This is a genomic window from Rheinheimera sp. (genome assembly GCF_965283995.1).
In the GTDB taxonomy this organism is placed as follows: domain Bacteria; phylum Pseudomonadota; class Gammaproteobacteria; order Enterobacterales; family Alteromonadaceae; genus Pararheinheimera.
Map to the genome: position 1 here is coordinate 3,474,605 of NZ_CBDIQG010000001.1, position 22,613 is coordinate 3,497,217.

The 22,613-nt window shown below is 53.2% G+C and carries 14 protein-coding genes and 1 pseudogene; 8 read left to right on the plus strand and 7 right to left on the minus strand.

What is annotated here, in order from left to right; genetic code table 11:
• The first annotated feature begins 63 nt into the window (after positions 1-63).
• Complete coding sequence (pmbA, locus tag ACQ66Q_RS15645; RefSeq protein ID WP_430457627.1) at positions 64-1,410, plus strand: metalloprotease PmbA; 1,347 nt, start codon at positions 64-66, stop codon at positions 1,408-1,410.
• 72 nt (positions 1,411-1,482) lie between these two features.
• On the opposite strand, the gene ACQ66Q_RS15650 is transcribed toward pmbA, so the two are convergent.
• The 5 genes and pseudogenes from ACQ66Q_RS15650 to ACQ66Q_RS15670 all read right to left on the minus strand — a co-directional run bounded on the left by ACQ66Q_RS15650 (position 1,483) and on the right by ACQ66Q_RS15670 (position 6,712).
• The gene (locus tag ACQ66Q_RS15650) at positions 1,483-2,175 is read right to left on the minus strand and encodes an outer membrane beta-barrel protein (RefSeq protein WP_430457628.1); all 693 of its coding nucleotides are present in this window, start codon (positions 2,173-2,175) and stop codon (positions 1,483-1,485) included.
• A gap of 130 nt (positions 2,176-2,305) precedes the next feature.
• Positions 2,306-2,497 (minus strand): annotated as a pseudogene (locus ACQ66Q_RS15655) (YfhL family 4Fe-4S dicluster ferredoxin); the annotation flags it as partial.
• Positions 2,497-3,912: a tRNA 5-hydroxyuridine modification protein YegQ gene (yegQ, locus tag ACQ66Q_RS15660; RefSeq protein WP_430457629.1), complete on the minus strand. Its 1,416-nt coding sequence runs from the start codon at positions 3,910-3,912 to the stop codon at positions 2,497-2,499. The gene yegQ and the pseudogene ACQ66Q_RS15655, both read right to left, overlap by 1 nt.
• Before the next feature lie 202 nt (positions 3,913-4,114).
• The gene (locus ACQ66Q_RS15665) at positions 4,115-4,885 is read right to left on the minus strand and encodes a PEP-CTERM sorting domain-containing protein (RefSeq protein ID WP_430457630.1); all 771 of its coding nucleotides are present in this window, start codon (positions 4,883-4,885) and stop codon (positions 4,115-4,117) included.
• Positions 4,886-5,740: 855 nt separating this feature from the next.
• A complete protein-coding gene (locus ACQ66Q_RS15670) occupies positions 5,741-6,712 on the minus strand; it encodes a transposase (RefSeq protein ID WP_430457631.1) in 972 nt (323 codons plus the stop codon).
• Between the two features lie 555 nt (positions 6,713-7,267).
• Between ACQ66Q_RS15670 and ACQ66Q_RS15675 the strand changes: the two genes are divergently transcribed.
• The 7 genes from ACQ66Q_RS15675 to ACQ66Q_RS15705 all read left to right on the plus strand — a co-directional run bounded on the left by ACQ66Q_RS15675 (position 7,268) and on the right by ACQ66Q_RS15705 (position 19,339).
• On the plus strand, positions 7,268-7,903 hold the full coding sequence (locus ACQ66Q_RS15675) for an NAD(P)H-dependent oxidoreductase (RefSeq protein ID WP_430457632.1): 636 nt from the start codon (positions 7,268-7,270) through the stop codon (positions 7,901-7,903).
• A gap of 154 nt (positions 7,904-8,057) precedes the next feature.
• Positions 8,058-9,245 carry an HD domain-containing phosphohydrolase gene (locus tag ACQ66Q_RS15680; protein WP_430457633.1) on the plus strand — a complete coding sequence of 396 codons (1,188 nt, stop codon included), beginning with the start codon at positions 8,058-8,060 and terminating at the stop codon, positions 9,243-9,245.
• A gap of 194 nt (positions 9,246-9,439) precedes the next feature.
• The gene (locus tag ACQ66Q_RS15685) at positions 9,440-12,355 is read left to right on the plus strand and encodes a TonB-dependent receptor (RefSeq protein ID WP_430457634.1); all 2,916 of its coding nucleotides are present in this window, start codon (positions 9,440-9,442) and stop codon (positions 12,353-12,355) included.
• Positions 12,356-12,385: 30 nt separating this feature from the next.
• Positions 12,386-16,369 (plus strand): pullulanase-type alpha-1,6-glucosidase, encoded by a 3,984-nt coding sequence (gene pulA, locus ACQ66Q_RS15690; protein ID WP_430457635.1) that lies wholly within the window; start codon positions 12,386-12,388, stop codon positions 16,367-16,369.
• Between the two features lie 274 nt (positions 16,370-16,643).
• A complete protein-coding gene (locus tag ACQ66Q_RS15695; RefSeq protein ID WP_430457636.1) occupies positions 16,644-17,378 on the plus strand; it encodes a hypothetical protein in 735 nt (244 codons plus the stop codon).
• A 146-nt stretch (positions 17,379-17,524) separates the two neighbouring features.
• Complete coding sequence (locus tag ACQ66Q_RS15700; RefSeq protein ID WP_430457637.1) at positions 17,525-18,052, plus strand: nuclear transport factor 2 family protein; 528 nt, start codon at positions 17,525-17,527, stop codon at positions 18,050-18,052.
• Between the two features lie 99 nt (positions 18,053-18,151).
• Positions 18,152-19,339, plus strand: a complete 1,188-nt coding sequence (locus tag ACQ66Q_RS15705) for a JmjC domain-containing protein (RefSeq protein WP_430457638.1) — start codon at positions 18,152-18,154, stop codon at positions 19,337-19,339.
• Positions 19,340-19,386: 47 nt separating this feature from the next.
• On the opposite strand, the gene ACQ66Q_RS15710 is transcribed toward ACQ66Q_RS15705, so the two are convergent.
• Complete coding sequence (locus tag ACQ66Q_RS15710; RefSeq protein WP_430457639.1) at positions 19,387-20,475, minus strand: serine hydrolase domain-containing protein; 1,089 nt, start codon at positions 20,473-20,475, stop codon at positions 19,387-19,389.
• A 161-nt stretch (positions 20,476-20,636) separates the two neighbouring features.
• Positions 20,637-22,607: an alkyl/aryl-sulfatase gene (locus tag ACQ66Q_RS15715; protein WP_430457640.1), complete on the minus strand. Its 1,971-nt coding sequence runs from the start codon at positions 22,605-22,607 to the stop codon at positions 20,637-20,639.
• Positions 22,608-22,613: the final 6 nt, after the last annotated feature.

The following is a 22,613-nucleotide window of genomic DNA, read 5'->3' on the forward strand; positions in this document are numbered from 1 at the left end:
TGCGCTTTTTCGGTGGCTGTGGTAAGCTTGCCAGTCTGCAACCTTGAGGATTTTCAGCCCGTTATGAGTCAACCCATGCCGACTATTCAGCAAGAAATCGATGAAGTGAAAGCCGCCGTCAGTCAGGTGTTGGCGCATGCGCGTCAGCTCGGTGCCAGCAGCGCCGAAGCGTCGATGAACCGGACCCGCGGTCTGAGTGTCGAAACCCGTCACGGCGAAGTCGAGACGTTGGAATTTAATCAGGACGGTGGTCTTGGCATCAGCGTGTATGTTGGTCAGCGTAAAGGCTCAGCATCGACGGCTGATTTAAGCCCGGCGGCATTAAAGCGCACCGTTGAAGCCGCCATTGATATCGCCCGTTACACCTCAGAGGATCCTTGTGCCGGCCTCGCTGAAGCAAGCTGGCTGGAACTCAGCCCGCCTGACTTAGACTTGTATCATCCGGCATCGGTTAGTTCCGAACAGGCTACAGCCTGGTGTGCGGCGGCGGAAGAAGCCGCATTCGCGGTAGATAAACGCATCACCAATTCAGACGGCGCCTCGTTTTCTTCGCATCAGGGCCTGAAAGTGTATGGCAACAGCCATGGCCAGCTGGTGGGCTATCCAAGCAGTCGTCACAGTATGAGCTGCTCGGTGATCGGTGAAGACGGCGAAGATATGCAGCGCGATTACAGCTACACCGTCGGTCGGCGCTTAGAGGATTTAAAAGCGGCAGCGGCCATTGGCCGTGAAGCGGCGGATGAAACCATCCAGCGTCTGAATAGCCGTACCATACCGACACAAAAGGTGCCGGTGCTGTTTCGCGCTGACGTCGCCAGCAGCTTGTTTGGCCATTTAGTTTCTGCCATCAGCGGTGGCAGTATTTACCGCAAATCGAGTTTTTTACTGGATAAACTCGGCCAGCAAGTAATGGCGTCGCAGCTGAATATCCTCGAACGGCCGCATGTGCTGCAGGGCCTGGCGTCTAGCCCATTCGACGGTGAAGGCGTCAAAACCAGCGACCGGCAAATCATCACGGACGGCGTGCTACACAGCTGGTTAACCTCCAGTTATTCCGCACGTAAACTCGGCATGGCCAGCAGCGGGCATGCCGGTGGTATTCATAATTGGTATGTGCAACATGGTGATGCCAATTTGGCGCAGCTGCTGCGCGACATGGGCACCGGCTTGCTGGTGACTGAACTGATGGGCCAGGGCGTCAATGGCGTCACCGGTGATTACTCGCGTGGTGCGGCTGGTTTCTGGGTTGAAAACGGCCAGATCCAGTTCCCGGTCAGCGAAGTGACAATTGCCGGCAATCTGGCGCAGATGTTTATGGATATCGCGGCGATTGGTAACGACGTTGACCGTCGTGGTGGGGTGCTGACCGGCTCTGTACTGCTGAATCAAATGCAAATCGCCGGGCACTAAGATTTGGCGTGAACAGTTAAAAAGCCTGAATCTGCTGAGTTCAGGCTTTTTTTGGGGGTGGGAACTTAGCAATCAAAAACGATATTGCACGCCAACACCAATCCGGCTGATGTGATAGTCCATTTTGGTCTGGTCTAGTGTTTCTGCCCCATTAAGCTCTGCCGCTGCATTAGTACTGAATGGTGCCAAATCTAAGTCTGCAGTAAATGCCAGTTTGTCATTGAAGTGGTACTGTGCAAATACACCGCCAAGAATATCGACGCCATTGTCGGTGCCGCGGTCAGCATATTTCTCGCCAAGCATAAAATTCAGCGTTGAGTGCGAGACTTGCTTAACTACCTGACTGAACGTCAGTTCATGTTTCCAGAATGTTGCGCCAAAACGCACGCCAAAGGACCAGCTCTGGGGTTGTTGCATGGATTGATATTGACCCATCAGTCCAGTCCAACTGGCTTTTGATTCAAGTCTGGCGTCTACAAAAACTCTGGCATTTTGCAGATAAACGGTCACTGGTTCAGCAAAAGCTGTGAATTCGCCGGCATTCACGTGCTGCAAGCGAACGGCCCACTGTGGGTCGATATGGTAGGTCAATGCAACGCCGGGAGCAAAAGCCTGGCCGGATTCATTGTCGTCTTCAGAGCCAGCTCTGTGATGAGCGTAACCAAAGTCGCCTTGTACAGATACGGCCGATAATGGTGCAGTGTCTTGCGCCACGGCAGTGGTGGCAGTCAGCAGCGTCAGGGCTGCAACAGTCATTTTTAACATTAGGAAATGTCCCTGAATTCATGTGGATGCATCAATGCGGGGCCTACTCTAGCGAAAAAAAACAGCAAATGAAAATGAAATGTAACTCAATGTAACCAACTGGTGGTTATTTCGACGCTCCGACTTTCACCACCACATCAATCGGGCAGACCTGCACACAAGTCGGCTCTGGATAAAACCCTTCGCATTCGGTGCAAAGCGTTGGGTCTATCTGGTAAATCTTTTTGCCGCTGGCTACGACCTGCAATGAGATAGCATTGTTTGGGCATTCAGGCCCGCACATGTCGCAGTTGATACAGGTGTCGAGGATGTGCAGCGCCATCAGGCACAACCCCGGCTGCTGCTTTCAGCCTGTGGCAGCTCACGGATAATCAGCACATAGTCTACGGCCATGCCTTCCGGCAGTTCGATTTGTACGCGGTGCCCGGCACCTGGTGCGCGTTGGATCTGTTCACCTTTGCTGTTCCACAGCTGTTGCAGGCAAATCTGCATGTTGCCCGATGGCGCCATCAACACCAGCATGTCGCCGACATTAAACTGGTTTTTCACCTCGACCCAGGCGCGGCCGGTATCGGCATCAATGCCGGTCATTTCGCCGACAAACTGCTGTTGGTCACTGCTTGATGCACTTTTTTCGTAGTTTTGCAGCTCGTGGATAGGGATGTGCCGGCGCAGGAAGCCTTCGGTGTAACCACGCGATGCCAGACCATCTAACTCGGTCAATAGCTGTGGGTTAAAAGGCCGGCCGGCGACCGCATCTTCAATCGCGCGGCGATAAATCTGCGCCGTGCGCGCGGCATAATAAAACGATTTGGTGCGGCCTTCGATTTTCAGACTATGGACCTGGGCCCGCGTCAAACGGTCTACATGCTGAATAGCTCTTAAGTCTTTGGAATTCATAATGTAAGTGCCGTGCTCATCTTCAAACGCCGGCATTTGTTCGCCGGGCTTTTCTGGATCGGTCAGCAGGATAATGTCGTCCACCGGGGCATGCTGGTGTAACGATAAAGCGGCTTCGGGCTGGGCTGCTGGCGCTGTGGCGTCGACCGCCGGCACAAACTGACCGACGTCATTTTCGGTTGCGGTGGTGACTTGATATGGCCAGCGGCAGGCATTGGTGCAGGTGCCTTGGTTCGGGTCACGTTTATCCATATAACCCGACAGCAGGCAACGGCCGGAGTACGCCATACAAAGCGCGCCGTGGACAAAAACTTCCAGCTCCATCTGTGGCACTTTGCGGCGGATCTGCTCGATTTCATCGAGCGCCAGTTCGCGTGACAGAATCACCCGCGCAATGCCGTTTTGCGCCCAGAACTGCACAGCGGCCCAGTTCACCGTATTAGCCTGCACTGATAAATGCAGTTCCATTTGCGGAAAATGCTGGCGGATTAGATGGATCACGCCCGGGTCACTGACAATCAGCGCATCCGGCCCGAGCGCGACCACTTCAGCGATGTCGTCGATCAGCGTCTCCAGCTTAGCGTTGTGCGGCGCACTATTGAGCACGCAATAAAGTTTCTTGCCGAGTGCATGCGCTTCCTTTATCCCCAGTGCCAGCGTCGGCAAATCAAACTCGTTGTTACGCACGCGCAAGCTATAACGCGGCATGCCGGCATAAACCGCATCAGCACCATAAGCAAAAGCATACCGCATCGCCTTCAGCGTACCGGCCGGCGATAGCAACTCGGGGCGGAAATGGGGTTGGGTTGATTGAGTCTGAGATGGGGTTGAAGTCATGGCGCCGCTCCGGAAAAAATGGCGCGGATTATGGCGCAGCAGCTGCGTCTGGGTGTTGATCTGGCGCAAGGTTTGGGGGAAAGGTCATGTTTGTTCAGGCGCTACTTGCCGGCACAGACAGATTTGAGACACCAGAAAAACAAAACCCTCTGTTGCAGCAGAGGGTTTTACCTGAGGCCTTCGAGCAGCATCACCGCAAATTTTATTTCCGGCGGCGCAAGGTTAAACCAACCAGCGCGAGGCCCAGCAGGGCTAACGAGCCTGGAGCTGGCACAGTCTCAGTAACCCCGGCAACCTGAATCACCAGATTGTCCATTTCAAAGGCATAGTTACTGCTGCTGAATACCAGTTTATCGAATTGCTCGTCTTCACCAAACCACAGGTTTACGTAGCGGTTAGTGTTCGGATCCTTGCGATCGCCTGACGAGCCACCGAATTGCAGGATGTCGGCACCGTTCAGTTTGGTTTTGTTCAGGGCAATGTCATTAATGCTGGCGATGTTAATGGCCTTACCCTGTGCATAAAAAGTGATGTCGTTGTAGCCGTCGATAGAACCCCAGTACAGGCCAAGGTAGTTAATTTTCTTGCCTGGCAGGTTCGTTGCTAAAAAATCAGTCCAGTCGATGGTTGCGGTGTTACCGGCCTGACCGCCGTTATTCAGATTAAGCGGGCCTGAAGCATAACAGGTGGAGTCATTGGCTGGTGCCGCAGCTTTACCTGAACCGCTGCCTTTGGTTAACCAGAAATTACCACTGACGTCGATTCCTTGCGCCGCTGAATTCACCTGGCAGCCACCATTCGGGCCATCGAAGGTTTCATTAAAGATACCCAACGCTGGATTGATGCTGTTGGTCGGAGTTAAAGCGCTGGTCAGGTAAGAACCGTCATTTGGATTCACACCACCGAAGGTGATCACAACGGCTTGGGCTGACAGGCTGAGGGTTGCTGCAGCGGTGATTAAAACGGATTTCATGAATGTTTTCATCTGTCTGTGTCCAAATTGACTGGTTTGATGATTGGTAAGAGCAAATTAAATGCCAAATATAAGGAAATATTAAATATTTAATAAATACAATGACATGTCGTGTAGTGTTGGATGTGATGTATAAAAGCAGAACAGTGCATGTAAATTATTTCGACATCAATTGTCAGTCAATTTGGAGACGCCAATTCATCCCGATGCAGGGGCCGTTTGGTGGGCAGAGAAACGCAGGGCAGTGAACATGAAATCACGTGAGGGAAGGGAAGAGAAACGCGTGAGGGAAGGGAAGAGAAACGCGTGAGGGAAGCGTGAGAATCACGAGAATCCGAGGAGAATCACGTGACACCCACCTATTTCACGTGTAGAGAAACGTGACACCCACCGGAATCACGTGACACCCACCTAATTCAAGGGAAGCGTGAGAATCACGAGAATCACGAGAATCACGAGAATCACGAGAATCACGAGAATCCGAGAATCACGTGACACCCACCTAATTCACGTGGTTTGAAGGCTGGAGAGAGAAACGGAGACAGAGAAACGTGACACCCACCTATTTCACGTGGTTAATGAGTGAGAATCAGTGAGAATCACGTGACACCCACCTAATTCATTGAGACAGAGAAACGTGAAGACAGAGAAACGTGACACCCACCTATTTCACGTGGTTTGAAGGCTCGTCGCGACTATGTCACGTGGCCTCCAATTGTGAGGGCGTATCTATTTGTAATGGGTTGCAGGACGAGTGAAAATGCCGTCAGCTCGCCTCAAAAGCGAATGCCGGGCATTAACCAGTGCTTAGTAGGCCGGTTTTGCTTCGTTTTAAGCTGACAAGAGTTCAGATGTTTAACCAAATGCTTCACGTGCTGCAGGTATGCCCAATAGCCATTTCTGTTGCATCAGAGCACAAAACTCCTGCATGCGTGCCGCTGGTCCAATAACTCTGTGATATGTGCTTTCAAGGCTCAGACAATTTTGCAGCCAGATGTGGTGCTGCATGTTTAAGCGGGTGAAAATCGGAGGCAAGTTGGCCGCGATAACGCCGCGTTTTTTCGGGTGAATTTGCCTGCCAGACCAATCAACCAATTGAATATACTCAATAAGATTATACGGAATGTCGTTGGAATTATTGTCTTGGTGTGAGTCACCAGCAAAAGGCCGCAACAGGTTTTTCATTGGTGAGTTGTTATCCTTACTCATCCGAAGCTGGATAGAGGTATAGTCTGACTCTTCCGGAGAAGCCGCCATATCCGCACGGATTGGGTTTAAATCAACGTACGCCATGGCTTGCAGCTCGGCTGTTTCATCTAACAGAGCCTGGGATTTAAACCGGCCTTCCCAAAAACGTCCTGTGCATTGGTCTTCGGCATTCGCGATACGGGCGATATGTTCGTTGAGGCAACGCATAAACCAGCTAAGGTCGTAAAGCCGGCTGCGCCAGGTTTCGATGATTTTATTTACAGCGGCTGTTTCTGCGGCAGAGATTGGCGTGTCGTTGGAAAAACGCTCTACCAAAACAGGCAATCGAAACAAAGCGTTCCAGCGTCTGATGACGTCATAGACATCTAAATCAATCGCTTGTTGCCTTTGAATGCGGACAACCAAATGGTAATGGTTGGACATAATGGCAAAGGCCGAAATGGTTATGCAAAACACCTTCGCGAGTTCAGAAAGACGCTCAACAATAAGCTGCCGCCGATGACTGAAATCCTTGTTTTCAAAACAGCCAAACAGGAAAGTACGCCGCACACAGCGACTAACTACGTGATAACTTGGCGTTGCAACCACTGAAACCAGCTTTTTTCTTGCATGAGCCATAACAATTCTCCCTGACAATCCGTGTCGATTTTAAATGTGGTTGCAAAAACGTTAATGTCAAGAATCCTGCCGGATTGGGTGGGTGCCGGATTAGGTGGGAGTTACCAGCTAGACCCGGACCTAAGGGAATCTGGTGGGTGTCACCAGTTAGACCAGAGAAGAAGCGAATTTGGTGGGTGTCACCAGTTAGAATCCGTGTCGATTTTAAATGTGGTTGCAAAAACGTTAATGTCAAGAATCCTGCCGGATTGGGTGGGTGCCGGATTAGGTGGGAGTCACCAGCTAGACCCGGACCTGAGGGAATCTGGTGGGTGTCACCAGTTAGAGAAGATGGTGTTGGTAGGTGTCCGGTTTTCCTTCCTTAAAAGCATGCAAGTATTTCGCTGCTAAAAATGGCGGTAGATACTCTGTTTCCGGTCAATGGTTCCCCCATGCCATCCGCACTTTCAATGGAGCGAATGATAGAAGACTTCGGGAGCGACTATAACTTTACAATATATACCGATAGGTACAAAAGTGGTAAACTCTTCAGTGTACTTAATCGGAGCAACCTAAATGTCAGAAACTTTACGTTTATTATCGTGGCGTTATGCCGCTAAAAAAATGGATGCCACTCAAGTGGTACCCGAAGCGAAGGTCGACCGGATCCTTGAAGCCATTCGTTTGAGTGCCAGTTCCAGCGGTCTGCAGCCGTATCAGGTACTGGTGATCACAGACGCTGAAACCAAAGCCAAAATCCGCGCCCATGCCTGGAACCAGAGCCAGGTGACCGATGCTTCGCATCTTTTAGTGTTCGCGGCCTGGGATCATTACACTGCCGAGCGGATCAATTTGATGTTTGACCTGGTCAACGAGCAACGTGGTATTCGTAACGAAGGTTGGGAAGCCTACCGTCAGAAGTTACTGAACTTTTATCCACACCGCACCCCGGAAGAAAATTTCCAGCATGCCGCGCGTCAGGCTTACATCGGCCTTGGCAGTGCATTGATTGCTGCCGCCGAAGAAGGCGTTGACAGCACACCGATGGAAGGGTTTGAACCTGAAGTGGTCGACGAGATCCTGGGCCTGAAAGCGCTGGGCCTGCGCTCTGTATTGTTGTTGCCGCTGGGTTATCGCGCTGCCGAAGGCGATTGGTTGGTGAACTTACAAAAAGTGCGCCGTAGCACTGAAGATTTTGTGATCCGGCGTTAAGTTTTCTGCCGCCCGCACAGGTGTGTCAGAGCGGATCTGCGTCCAATGGCACACTGATACTGGTTATTTTCCTGCAGCCGCAGCTGGTTTGCGGCTATACACCAGTTAAGGTTCTGTCTACACTGGGTTTTTGTGGTATCCGGAGGTTGTAACAGTGAGCCAGCTGAATTTAAATCGCCCTGATGAGTTACAGCGCGACTGCGTTGATGATTTCTTTGAAGATTTTCGTGACGCCTACGAGCAATGTGAAGCCACCTTAATTGAACTGGAACAGCACCCGCAGCAGCCGGAACTGCTGCACGGTATCTTCCGCGTGGTGCACACCATCAAAGGTAACCTCGGATTTATCGGTTTATTTTCGTTGATCCCATTGCTGCAAAGTCTTGAAGATGTACTGGACGATATCCGCAAAGGCCACATGGCCTATGACAGTTCTTTATGCGACGTGATCCAGCTGACACTGGACCGCACGCAACAATGGGTAGAAGCCAGCATTGCTGATGCGGCTAAACCTCTGACGCCGGGCGAGTTACAACAAATTTGTCAGCGTCTGACCGGCCTGACCAGCGCCGACGAACGCTCGCGTGGGGTACGGATCCGTCAGGTGCTGGGTTTATTGGACCCAACCCATGTGCAGGCGTTGGCGATCAAAGATGAATTGCCTGATGTCGTCACCAGCACAACGCCGACAGAGACTGAACAAAAATCCGCCTCTGCTGTCGATGCCTGCCGGCGCTTGTTGCAGTACTACCGCATCCGGATGGACGCCGATCTGGAGTTTTTCATCCAGTTGCTGCCAGCACTGGAGCAGCGGCATCCGCGCTGGCAAGGGCGATCGGCCCGGCAGTTATTTTTGGCGCTGGAAATGAACCGGCTATCTGGGAATAAACTCGATCAGCTACAGCTTGCTGTTGCCGTGATGCTGCATGACCTCGGCATGTCATTTTTACCACTGCAGATGCTGGATGCGCAGGGTCGCGCTGATCCTGAGCAACTGAGTGTCTGGCAGCGTCACGTTGAAATGGGCGCATCGCTGGTCGCCAGTTCACCGCGCTGGCAGGATGCCGCCGCAATGATTTGGCAGCATCATGAACAGCAGGATGGTAGTGGTTTTCCGGATGGCCTCGAAGCGGAAGATATTAGTGAAGGCGCGCGCTTGCTGCGGATTGTCGATGAGTTTGATTTACTGACCAATCAGCATGAACATCAGGAATCCAGTAACCGGCAATTAATCACGGCGCTGGTCGAGATCAGCAAAGCCGCCGGATCTAAATTCGATCCGTTTTGGGTCGGTTTGCTGAATGAAGCGGTGAAGCTGCACAAACAGCATTTTCAGCGTTGATTCTTGCCGGTGTTGCACCGGGAATGTGCAGAAACACCGGTTATATCGCAGTAGAATAATTTAGCAGTGCATTGAATACGTATTCATGTTGTTCTTGCACCAGTACTGGTCAATTAATGTTCGTTGCATAACAACATACATGGCCAAGGATGCGCAGTTGATCCCGGACCATGTTCACTGACCGGGAAGACAACATGTTCAGAAGCAAACTCAGCGCGATCACGCTTGCGTTCGCTGCAGCCGGCTGTTGTGTTCTGCCTGTATGGGCAGCACAACAAACGCCGGAAGCCATCAGCGACGCCTCCGCAGCAGACCCACAAGCGAAAGCCGGCAACTCAAAAAAACAAACCAAAGAAGATATCGAAGTCATTGAAGTCAAAAGCTATTCCGGCTCTTTGATCAAATCACTGAATCTCAAACGTTTTAACGACACCGTCTCCGAAACCATTTCGGCTGACGATTTAGGCGCCTTGCCGGATGTGTCGATGGCGGACGCGCTGACACGCCTGCCGGGTATTTCGGCGGTGCGTACCGGTGGCCAGGCGGCGGAAATTAATATTCGCGGCATGTCCGGTGGTTTTGTCTTTTCAACCTTAAATGGCCGCGAGCAGGTCAGTACTAGCGGTAGCCGCAGTATTGAGTTTGACCAGTATCCTTCTGAGCTGATTTCATCGGCCGCAGTGTACAAATCACCAAAAGCCTCGCTGATTGAAGGCGGTGTTGCCGGGACTGTTGAATTACAAACCGCGAGCCCGCTGCGCAACGCCGAACAACATACCTTTACCGTCAATGCCCGTGGCATGTTTAACGACCGTGCCAATGAAGTGCCGGACGGCCAGGAAATGGGCGACCGCTTAAGTGTGTCTTATCAGGGTAAATTCGCTGACGACAAACTCGGTGTCGCCTTCGGTTATGCCCGCTTGTACCAGCCTTCAGTTGCTACACAGTTTATTGGCTTGGCGTACAACACCAGTATGGATGTCGACGGCATCAAAGAAACCGTGCCGAACGAATTCGTCAGCGAAGGTTTTGAAATGCAGCACAAAGGCGGTGAAGAAGTCCGTAACGGCTATATGGCTGCGCTGGAGTGGGTACCGCACGATGCCTTTACGTTAAAGGCGGATGCTTTTGTGTCCAAATTTGATTCTGAAGCCTTTGCCCGCGGTTTCCGCGCCAAATTAGGTGGAGCCAGCACTTCGGTGGCCAATCCAGTCTTGAATGGCAACTCAGTGATTGGCGGGACCTTTAACCGCACTTCAAAAAGCTTTACCCGGGTTGAGATCGTCAACGACGACAACCAGGATTTTGACGAAGTTCAGAGTTTTGGCGTGAACGCTGATTGGGACGTCACTGAGAACTTTAAGCTGAACCTGGATTTATCGCACTCAGCGGCACAAAGTGATTTCCGCAACGGTCTGCTTTGGTCGTTAGTGGCGAAAGACGCCAATGCCGCCACGCCGGTGTTTGACGACAACGTGTCGTTGTCTTACAAACTGAACGGTCTGAATCTGCCGGACTTAGGCTTTAATCAGGCCGCTGCTTTTTCTGACATCAACCGCGTGATGCTGAGTAAATACGGTATTTATCCGTATGAAAACGAAGACCGGGTCGATGCGGTGCGTTTAGACGCGACCTGGCGGTTGGACAATCCGGTGATTGCGTCACTGGAAGCCGGTGTACGCTATTCCGATCGTGAATACAGCAACGAACGCTCTGTCTATGAATACGGTAATGACGGCGCTTTCTCTGCCTCGCAAAAACCGCTGAAGCTGACCGCCGATATGGTGCAGGTGGTTAATTTTAAAGGGGATTTTAGTTATTTCCCCAGCTACCTGGCAATTGACCAGCAAAAAGCGCTGGCGGCCTGGTTCCCAAATGGTATTCCGCAGCCAGTGAAAACCTGGGGCACCGGCAACAGTGGTGTGCTGGCCAGCCAACGCGTCACCGGGGGGCCTGACACCGGGTGGTCGATGCTGCAAAGTGGTGAAGTGTACGAAAAAGTACTGTCTGCTTATCTGATGGCGAATATTGATACCGATCTGTGGAGCATTCCGCTGTCCGGTAACTTTGGCGTGCGGATGGTCGAAACCGACCAGTCGGCGACATCGCTGCAAAACGTCGGAGGTGACCCGAAACTCGGCGCGCAGAATATCGTTGACGATGCCGGCCTGGTGAATAACCAATATGCGCCGGCAGTACTCGGTGAAACCTACCGCGATTACCTGCCGCAAATGAACCTGAATTTCCGCGTGACGGATGATGACCAGCTGCGTTTTGCTGCGGCACGCGTGATGTCACGGCCACCGATTAACCGGCTGGCTTCGGACACCAGTACCAATATCAACAACGACGGGATTATTTCCGGTTCCAGCCAAAACAACCCGTATTTACGGCCGTTTTACGCCGACCAGTACGATATTTCCTGGGAACGTTATTTCAGTGAAACCGAAGGGGCGCTGGTCGGTGCGTTGTTCTACAAAAACATCAAATCCTTTATCAGTACTTTCACTATTGCCGAGTTTGATTTTAAAGGCGCCGGCTTTTTTGTGCCGGAAGTGATTATCAATCCGGAAAGTGGCGTGCCGGTACCGGTGAAAAACGGTAACTACACCACGGCGGTCAATAACAGCAAAGGCGGTTATATCCGCGGTGCTGAACTGGCTTACACCCAGGTGTTTAAGTTCCTGCCAGGTGTATGGCAAGGCTTGGGTGTCAGCACCAGCTATTCCTTCACCGAAAGTGAGATCCAGCAGCAAACCAACCTCGGTGGTTCGACGGTCGATATCAGCCTGCCGGGTTTATCGGAAAACGTCTTTACCGGAACTGTGTTCTGGGAATACGAAGGCTTTGAAGCGCGGGTCAGTGCGCGTTACCGCGACCCATTTGTGTCTGAACAAGTGGCGGTGAATGAGCAGATCGTCAATTTCGACGGTGAAACCGTGGTCGACATGCAGACCTCGTATCAGGTCAACGATCAGTGGAGTGTGCTGTTTCAGGTCAACAACGTCACCGACGAACCTACTAAAAGCTATTTCGGCGATGAAACGCAGACCGGCACTATTCAGTTCTTTGGCCGGCAGTATTTCCTCGGTGTGACTTACTCAATGTAAGGCGCTGCAGCTTCTATGGAGAATAAATTTATGTTGAATATCAAAACGATGCTGCAGACGGTGGCGACAGCTGCTCTGCTGCTGACACTGTCCGCCTGTGGCGGCAGCGGCGGCGACTCGGTGTCAGCGGGCAAAACCCTGTTGACCTGTAATGTGCCGCAAGTGCCAAACGAAGCCGGTACCGCTTGTGTGGCGCCGAAACCGATTAAATGTCCGGCCCCGACAGTGCCGGATGCCCGCAATGAAAGTTGTGTCATTGGTGTCGATCCGGCCGCGCCGGCCCCTGCAGTGATGGCTGGTGCGGGCCAGGCGGTGCTGTTCTATAAACGCGCGGACCGAAATTATGATGGCTACCGGCTGCATACCTGGAACAATGAAAGCTGTAATGCTTATCAGGACAGTTCACTGGCAGCCAGCTGGGACAATGGTCTGCAGCACACCGGTATTGATCCGAACTATGGTGCTTATTGGTTACTGAACCTCAAAGCAGGCGTTGGCAGTAAGGCCACTGATTGCGGTAACTTTATTATCCACATTGGCACTGATGATGCCGGCAAAGAACTGGGCGGCAGCGATATGAAACTGCCACTAGGTGCAAAAGATGTGGCCAAGTTCTCGCGGATGGGCTGGACTTTCTCTGGTGTCCCTTCGGTCTTTGCCTACCCTGTGGTGTCACTTGGCGTACAAATCAGTGACAGCGCTGCGCATTGGCTGGACCGCAATACGCTGGTGTGGAACGCACCGGCCGGCGGTGTGGCCAAGTGGAAATTACACCATGCAGCTGCCGCCGATTTGGCGATTGATTCGGATACGCTGACCGTGAACGGCGACGCTGTCGAAGCCACGCCGACAAGCTTAACCGACGCACAAAAAGCCCGAGTGCCGCATCTGGCGAACTGGCCGGCTTACAAGCTGAACCTGACGGCTGAACAAGCCAAAACGATGGCGAAAAATCAGCTGGTGCTGGCGTCTTATGACTCGGCGAACAAGCTGATGGCCGCCTCGCATGTTCAGGCCGGCAAAGTGCTGGATGACCTGTATACCACTGCGGCGAATGATGCCAACGAAGCGATACTGGGTCTGGTTTACGACGGCAGTAACATCAAAGCATCGGTGTGGGCGCCGACTGCCCGTAGCGTCAAATTAAAAGTGTTTAACGCGGCCAAAGCAGTGACAGCCACCCATCCGATGACGCTGGATGCCAATACCGGCATTTGGAGTTACAGCGGCGCCAAAGCCACGTTGGACCGCCAGTTCTACCGCTTCGAAGTGCAGGTGTATCACCCGCTGACGAAAAAAGTAGAAACTATCGAAGCCACAGATCCGTACTCACTGAATACAGCCACCAATGGCCGTTACAGTCAGTTCGTCAATCTGGCTGACGCCGACACCAAGCCAGCGAACTGGGACAGCCATGAAGTGCCAGTGGTAGCCAATGCCGAAGATACGGTGATTTATGAAGGCCACATCCGTGATTTCTCGGTGCGTGATACCACAGTCACTGCAGCCAACCGCGGCAAGTATCTGGCCTTTACTGAAATGGAATCGCAGCCGGTCAAGCACTTAAAAGCCTTAGCCGATGCCGGTTTAACCCATTTCCATCTGTTGCCGGCGACCGATATGGCCACCGTCAATGAAGATGCCAGCAAACGGGTTGATTTAACCAATACCGTGGCAGATCTGTGTAAGGTCAATAGCAAAGCTTCAGTCTGTAATCAGAGTGCGTCTGCCAAACTGGAAGATGTGATGAAAGGCTTCCAGAACTCCGGTGAAAATGCACAGACGCTTGCCGGTGAAATGCGTGGTACCGACAGCTTCAACTGGGGCTACGACCCGCAGCACTTTAATGTACCTGAAGGGTCTTATGCTTCGACGCCGGAAGGCGTGGCGCGCATCAAAGAAATGCGGGCGATGAACCAGGCGCTACATACTATTGGCCTGCGCGTGGTGCTGGATGTGGTCTACAACCACACGTCTTCATCTGGCCTGTTTGATAACTCGGTATTCGACAAAATCGTGCCGGGCTATTACCACCGTTACAACCCAACCACCGGCAATATCGAGCGTTCAACCTGCTGTGAAAACACCGCAACTGAACATGCGATGTTTGACAAATTTGTTGCCGATTCTTTAGTGCTGCTGGCCAAAGAATACAAGTTTGACGGCTTCCGTTTTGACATCATGGGCCACCATCCTAAAGGCTCGATCCTGGCGGCGCGTGACGCGGTGCGTAAAGTCGATGCCGACACTTATTTCTACGGTGAAGGCTGGAATTTCGGTGAAGTGGCGAACGATGCCCGATTTGTCCAGGCGCGTCAGGCCAATATGGCTGGCACGGAAGTAGGCACCTTTAACGACCGCGAACGCGATGCGGTGCGCAATGTTGCGCTGTTCAGCGGCGATAGCGATGTCGGTAAACTCAAAGATCAAAACCTGATTGAAATTGGTCTGGCCGGCACGTTAAAAGACTTTGTGTTTAAAGATTATCAGGGCAATACCGGTAAAGCCTCTGGCTTGAACTGGAATGGTCAGCCGGCCGGTTACGCCACAGATCCGGCGGACATCATCAACTATGTGACAAAACATGATAATGAATCGCTGTGGGACAAACTGCAGTTCGGTTTAAAAGCCTCAGTCAGCATCGACGACCGCGTGCGCATTCATAATATCGCGCTTGGTATCCCGCTGTTGTCACAAGGCATCCCATTCCTGCAGATGGGCGATGATTTACTGCGCTCGAAGTCGATGGATCGCAACAGCTATGACGCTGGTGACTGGTTCAACTTTGTTGATTTCAGTAAACAAAGCAATAACTGGAATGTGGGTCTGCCGCTGGCGCAGGATAACCAAGGCGCCTGGGACAGTATTAAAACCATCGCCAATAACCCGAACACCACTGCGTATCCGGAGCATATTGAACTGGCCGGTGCTGTGCTCCAGGATTTCCTGAAAATCCGCCACTCCAGCAAACTGTTCCGTTTAACCTCAGGCAAAGATGTAATGGACCGCGTTGGCTTCCACAACATCGGCAAAAACCTGACGCAAGGCTTGATTGTAATGAGCATTGACGATGGCGTTGGTCTGACCGATCTCGATCCGGCGTTTGACGCTGTGGTGGTGGTGATCAACGGCACCAGCAGCGAAAAAACGCACAAAGTACCGACGGCGCAAGGCTTTAGCCTGCATCAGGTGCAGCAGGATTCAGACGATAGCCGCGTCAGCGAAGCACGTTTTATCGCGCAGGGCGCTGACGGCAGCTTCGTGGTGCCGGCTTTCACCATGGCGGTGTTTGTCAAAGCGCAGGCCGGTGCTCAGGGCACTGGTTTGAAAGCTGATGCAACCATGGGCGCACCGGATATCGCACCATATGGCCTGACCAAAGTCTTTGTGCGCGGTGGCATGAATGGCTGGGGTGAAGTCGATGCCTTTGAATATGTCGGTGCCGGGATTTATCAGGCCAAAATAAACATTGGCAGCAGTGGCAGCCAGGAATTCAAAGTCGCTTCAGGTGACTGGTCGACGGTCGATTTTGGCGCGAAAAGCGGTGAGCAGGATGTGAAGTTTGGCGTCGCGCAAACGCTGCAACGCTCGGGTGCCAACATGAAAGCCAACTTCAGTGCCGGCACTTATGTGTTCACATTGAATGCCGCAGTACCTACAGCGCCAGTGCTGACGGTGTCTGAGTTTGTGCCTTACGGCGCCACCAAAGTGTTCCTGCGCGGCAGCATGAACGGCTGGGGCGAAGCCAGTCAGTTCGTGTACACCGGTGGCCTGTATCAGTTCAGCATCCCGCTGACCGCCGGCGACTATGAGTTCAAGTTTGCCTCAGCAGACTGGTCGACCGTCAACTACGGCGCCGGCAGTGATGGTCAGGCCGTGACTGTGGGTCAGAACAAAACGCTGGCTCAGTCGAACGACAACCTGAAAATCAATATCGCAGAAGGCGGCACTTACCTGTTTACCGTGAATGCTGCGACCCCGACAGCGCCGGTGCTGAAGGTGGTCAAGCAATAACTGCGACGCAATAAAACTGCACGGCAGTGCATTAATTCCAACGCCGGCTTTTGCCGGCGTTGTTGTTTTTGCTGCTTGCAGTGTTCAGGTTGATGCTGTGTATTTATTGAACAAATTCCTGTCTAATTTATTTACATATGTAAATTTATATTTTTTATCTATCTGTAAATTATGGTGTTTTTTGATGGTGTGAATATTGCATTTTTGTAGCCTGGCTGCGTGCAGGCTATTAGCCTCATGCAAAAATCTCATCCATTTTGCACCGAGGGTCTGCATGATATTCCGTTCTGTTTCTCCTTTGTTACGTATTAGTGTTCTGTGTGGTGGTTTGCTGGCTGGCGGGGCAGCTCAGGCCGCAGTGGTTAGCCCTTCGGGTCTGGGGTTTCTGGACTTAGGCAAAAGCACCGTGGACCAGACCACAGGCCTGGAATGGCTCGATCTGACCGAAACCCGCGGTCGTTCTTTGCAGGACGTGATGACAGATCTGAATGACGCGGGTGGTCTGTTTAAGACTCAAGACCGCTGGCGGGTGGCGACTAAACTGGATTTCCGTAGCCTGATGTCGAATTGGTTTGGCTTGAATTATCAGGGATATCATTATGATACCAAGGTCAGTACGGCACCTCTGATTCGATTATTGGGGGATGTCGCTGATGCGGAGCTGGATGCTGAGAATTTCTGGGCGGATTTCGCCGATGGTTCTGCTGGATTTGCCAGCGGAATATTGGCTGATGAGTTTAATTTCTGGGGTGTATCGACTCATCGTTCCCTTGCCATTGTTGTTGATTACCACGTTGTCTATCGGAAAAGCCGTAAATTTGTTGAAGACTACGTCGATTACATTGATGACTATGGTTGGGGCGATCTGAATAATGCCGATGCCAGGGCCGGAGTGTATTTATATCGTGAGTACCAGCCGGAACCAAATACTGTTGCAGCTCCTGCACCTTGGTTACTCGGAGTCTTTGGTTTAGGTCTGCTTTGCTGGTATCGCCGAGCGCAGCGCTAACCCAACAGCTTGCGGGCTTTCCTGGCATGGAATGGCTGTAAATCCATGTCCCGGTTCAGCCCGCGGTTCCCACCAGTCGTCCCAGCCGTAACAGACATGCCTACCGCAATGTTATGCTGTTTTAGCATCGCTATTGAGGTATCTATATGAAAAACAGTTGTATTTTTTTGCTGGCTTTGATGGCACTGATGACTAACGCCCATGCGGCTGAGTCGCAAACGCAGCAGCTGGAAACTGCAGTCAGCGGTCTGTGGCAGGCAATGTCGCATGCACCCGGTGTGGCCGCTGATATTGCGGCGTTGCAGCCTTTATTTCACCCGGACGCTGTGGTGGCAGGTGCCAGGCCCGGCGGGGCGCTCAACCAGCAAAGCGGCAGGGCTTTTTTGCAGAGCCTGCAACAAGTCAGTGCCAAAGGTTTTTATGAGTGTGAAATTGGCCGCGAAGTACGGCTGTATGGTCAGTTTGCTACAGTGCTGAGTCTGGTGGAATCCAGGCCGGATCCAACCCAAAAACAGGCCGATGTCACTGGCATCAATAGTCTGCAGTGGTATCACAATGGCGAAAAATGGCAGCTGCTTTCTCTGTATTATTATCTGGAGCAAAAGCCGGGTGAGCTAAAACAATGGCCGTTGGCCCCTGGGGCACGTCGCGCCTCGGCCGGTACTTGTCTGTAATACCGCAGATGGCTTGATTAATCGGCCAAAGCACTGAAGAATGGAGCCATCCTGAGATCGCGGTTTGTTTGGCCGCGAGAGTATTTGCAGAGTGTTCCAATGATCCTTGCCCAAGCCCGCCATCTGCTCGCGCAGGTGCTGCATCCTTTGAGTTACGAGCAGTTTTTTCAGGAAGTGGTCAGCCGCCGTCCGTTGTTACTGGCGGCAGATGCAGCGTTGCCGGCGCGCCAGTTGCTGGGGCCGGATCCCAAAGCGCTGCTGCTCAGTCAGTTTGCTGAATATGCCACTAGTTTAACCTGCCATATCCGCCAGGCGCAGGTACCGGCGCCGAAACCCCGTGCCGTGCCCGATGCTGCCGCTTTTGCCGGTTTGCTGGCCGAGTATCATTCGAATGACTACACAGTGCGGTTTCCGGATGTCACCAACGCCACGCCAGAGCTGGCAGCATTTAACCGTGCCCTGACGCTGCTGTTTGGCAATCCGGCCAGCACAGTGTTGTTCTGGAGCCTGACCGGTGCCGAAGCGCCGGTGCATGATGATGAAGTCGATGTGATTGCGATCCAGCTGGTGGGCACCAAACGCTGGTTTATTTCCGACGAGCCGCCAAAACTACCGAATAAATGGAAAGCGCTGGGCGCCAGTGTGCCACCGCTTGGCACGCACCGTATCTATGACGTCAAACCCGGTGATTTATTGTATCTGCCGCGTGGTACCACGCACACGGTGCAATCGACCGGCGAATCACTGCATATTTCGATCGGCTTTGTGCCGGTGACTATCCGGGAAGCTATTGGCAGCGCGCTCGACTATATGGCCGATTTTGAAAAACCGCTGCGGGCCAATGCCGCGGGCCGTGCCGATGCACTGGCCCATGGGCAGGAGCTGGATTTAGCCGGAGCCCAGATGCGGGCAGGGCTGGAACGGCTGCTGCAGCTATGCCAGCAACCCGGTTTTATCGAAGCAGCGCTAGCACACCGGCAGGCCCGCATGCTGCTGGAATTGCCGAAGCTGACAAAACCTGCCGCTGAGATGCCGCCGCTGAACCGCGAGACGCGGGTGCAACAAACGCCGCTGGCGATAGGGCAGGTCAATGTCCTGCCGCATATCCTCGATTTTCGTTTCCCCGGCGATCAGCTACTGGTGCATCCGGCGGTGGCGCCCAGCATGGAATTTGTCCGCCAGACACCGCAGTTCGCGGTCAAAGACATTCCCGGTCCAATTGGCGACGATGTCCGGCTGGTACTGGTGGAAAAGCTGCTGCATAGCGGGTTTTTGCAGTTGGTTTAGGCTGCGGTGCCGGAGATGGGCCCATGAGGACCAACTCCCGTTCCCCGTCACGGCTTACAGCCGGCCCAGGCCTGAATGGCTGGGGTTAGTGCATCTATCACAGCTTTGCCTTCGACAAAACTGCCGAGTGCACCTTCGCGGGCCAACATCGCCAGATAACTGTGTTGATAGTCGATCAGCGGATAAGCGCCATAAGCGCCGGGACTGGAATGGCGCTGCGCGCTGGCGCATTGCCCGTTACTGCACTCCAGCCAATGACCCAGGCCATAAGGCCAGTCGGTGCCAAAACCACTGACGGCTGGAGAATTCAGCACTGTCGCAGTGCCGCGTTGATTCGCCAGCATTTGTTGCTGCAGCGCGGCTGACAATAATTTCCCTTGTTGTAAGGCCCGCAAAAAATCCAGATATTCTTGTGCTGTCCAGTGCATGCCACCGGCGAGGCGGGGGTTACCGGTCGACGGCAGGTCATAACGCGCGGTGCTGAACAAACCGGTCTGCTGCACAAAATTGCGGAATAGATCTTGCCAGTCGGCTGCGCCGGCGGCGCGAATGGCCATCAGCCCTGCGACCTGTAAATGCAGGCCATTGTAATCAAATACGGCGCCCGGCTGGCGGCCATTGGCGCTGTTATTGCTGACGCCCTGGCGCACACACTGGGCAAAATCGGCGCTGGGTAAATTCAGGCACAAAGGTTCTTCGGTCAGGCCCGAGGTAAAGCTGAGCAGCTGCTGCAAAGTCATCTGCGACAGCGGATGGCTGGCACTTAACGGCCAGTCCGTCAGCCGGCTGGCTGCGGTGTCACTGAGTTTCAGCACGCCGGTGTCGACCAGACGCAGAATAATCACCGCGCTGACCCATTTTGACGTCGACGCCGATTCGTAGGCCGTTACAGCACTGGATGCGCCGCGCGAATAGCTGAAGGCTCGGCCGTCGAAGCGCTCCAGCAACAAGGTAAAATCAGTATCGGTTTTCACTGCGCTGGCCTGCTGTCGCAGACTTTGTTCCAGCGCGCTGAGATCGCAGCTCGCTTGCGGCGGTTGTGTCGGTGTTGCCGGGGGGGCGCTGCCGCCGCCGCCACAAGCCGCCAGACACATTGACATCATCACAGTGCTGATGATTTTCCGCTGTATTTGCATCAACCTGACTCCCTGCATGGCCCTGACTGCTAGCAGTGTGGCAGAAGCGGATGGCAGCGCACAGTCAGCGCAAGGTAAAGGTCTGGTAAATCTGCCGGTTTGAGTAGGGCCGGCTAACCCTACAGCGGGTCAGCCGATTGCTCCTGGAGATGAGTTGAAGCTTATTCAGCCCGCGTCATTATCGGGAAAGTCGCCGGGGCTTTATCAATCAAGCCGAAGAAGCGTACCAAATCGATTTTGCTGCCCGATATAGTTAAATCGTCGCTGAAGATCGTGTCTTTGACACCGGCCACACCGGCAAGCATTTTTACAAAGATGTGGCTGGTCAGCGCCAAGGTCGCGTTGGCGTCCGCCTCTGGCGCTGCGCGTTTAAAATGCAGCACCGAATTTTCCAGCCACAACACGTATTGCTCGCCGCTGTCGGTCAGCACCAGATTGATTTTGTAGTCTTTTCCCTCGGCGGCAGGCCCGTTCAGTCCGGCGGCCATCGCTTCCAGGAATCGTTCGGTTGGCACCCGCTGTAACATCTCCAGCATTTGCGCTTTTGAAATGCCTTGTGCCGGAGGGCCCTGGCGTAATTCCTGGGCTGCGGTCAGATAGGCATTGCGCCAGGTCGCCGCTTCGCTTTGGTAGCCGAGTTGGTCAAAGGTTTTTGCCAGAAGTAGTTTTGCCTGTTGATTGCTGGCGTCCGCCATCACCAGATGGTTCAGTAGTTCAGCGGCCCATCGAAAATCACCCTGGTCAAAGGCCACTTGGGCAGCGCTTAACGCCTTGTCGGCACCTATCAGCGCCAGATAACGTTTGCCGGCCTCAGTGGGTGGTAACGGGTCCAGATGGGCCGGATTGCCATCGTAAAACCCCAGATAAAACTGGTAAACCGCTTTGACGTTGTGGCGTAAGTCACCGTAGTAGCCACGCGAATGCAGCTGCTTCGCCAGCGACTCCGGCAAGCTGATGCGATCGGCAATTTCTGTGGCGGTCAGGCCCTGGTTGATCAGCCGCACCGTTTGGTCGTGGGTATATTTGTAGACGTCGCGCTGCACTGTGATGAATTGGCGGATGCGGGCATTGCCCCAGATCGGATGATGGTGCTGCGCGATAAAAATCTCAGTGTCAGAGAGCATATCAAGCGACTGTTGCAGATAGCTCGACCACAGCAGCGCATCACGTACTTTGGCGCCGCGAATAGGCAACAGATTGTGCATAGTCCGGCTCAGGTTCTCCGCGCCATTAAATAGTTTTTTATCCGGCAGGCTGAAGGTCATTTCTGCCGGTGATTCGGCGCCGGGCTGGTTGTAGAACACGAAGTTCACGCCGTCGATTTGCAGCGGTTGCACCGGCTGGTCGATCACAATATTCGGCGGCAAAATCCCCATCGAACCGTACACCACCTCTTTGCCAAGCCCGGTATCGATGTTACCTGTGGCACTGCGCGGCAGGTTTTTTCCAAACTGATACATAGAGCGGCGCGCCATTGCGTTGCCGACCATGATATTTTCGCTGGTCGCTTCGGCCATAAACCCCAAAGAAGCGACCACCGGCACCTTACGCTGCTGCACTTCTTCGCCGCTGACCACACCAAGCGCGCCGCCAAAGTGATCGGCGTGGGCATGGGTGAAGATCAAACCGCTCACTGGTTTATCGCCCAGATGTTGGCGGGCAAACGCCAGCGCAAAAGCGGCTGATTCTGTCGCGGTCAGCGGGTCAACCAGAATGAAGCCGGTTTTGCCTTCAATCAGCGTCATATTGGCAATATCAAAACCACGCAGCTGATAGACGCCATCGGTCACTTTGAATAAGCCAACCTGCGCATTCAGCTGAGCATGGCGCCATAACCCTGGATTGACGCTTGCGGGAGCAACGCCGTGCAAAAAATCATAAGCGACAAAATCTTTGAGCACCGCTCCTTCGGCATTAATGATTTGGCCGGAGGGTTTAGCGATAAATCCACGCGTCGCTTCTGCCATATCCAGCGGGTCGGCCAGATCCAGTGTTTTCGCCATAGCATGATTACGCTGCAGCACTGCCGGACTGACACCGCTCGTTATCGCTTGAGCCGGCGCGGTATTCTGCTCACAAGCCGACAAACTCAGCAGGGCTATCAGCCCGCTGCATCTAAGTATTTTTTGCATCAGTGG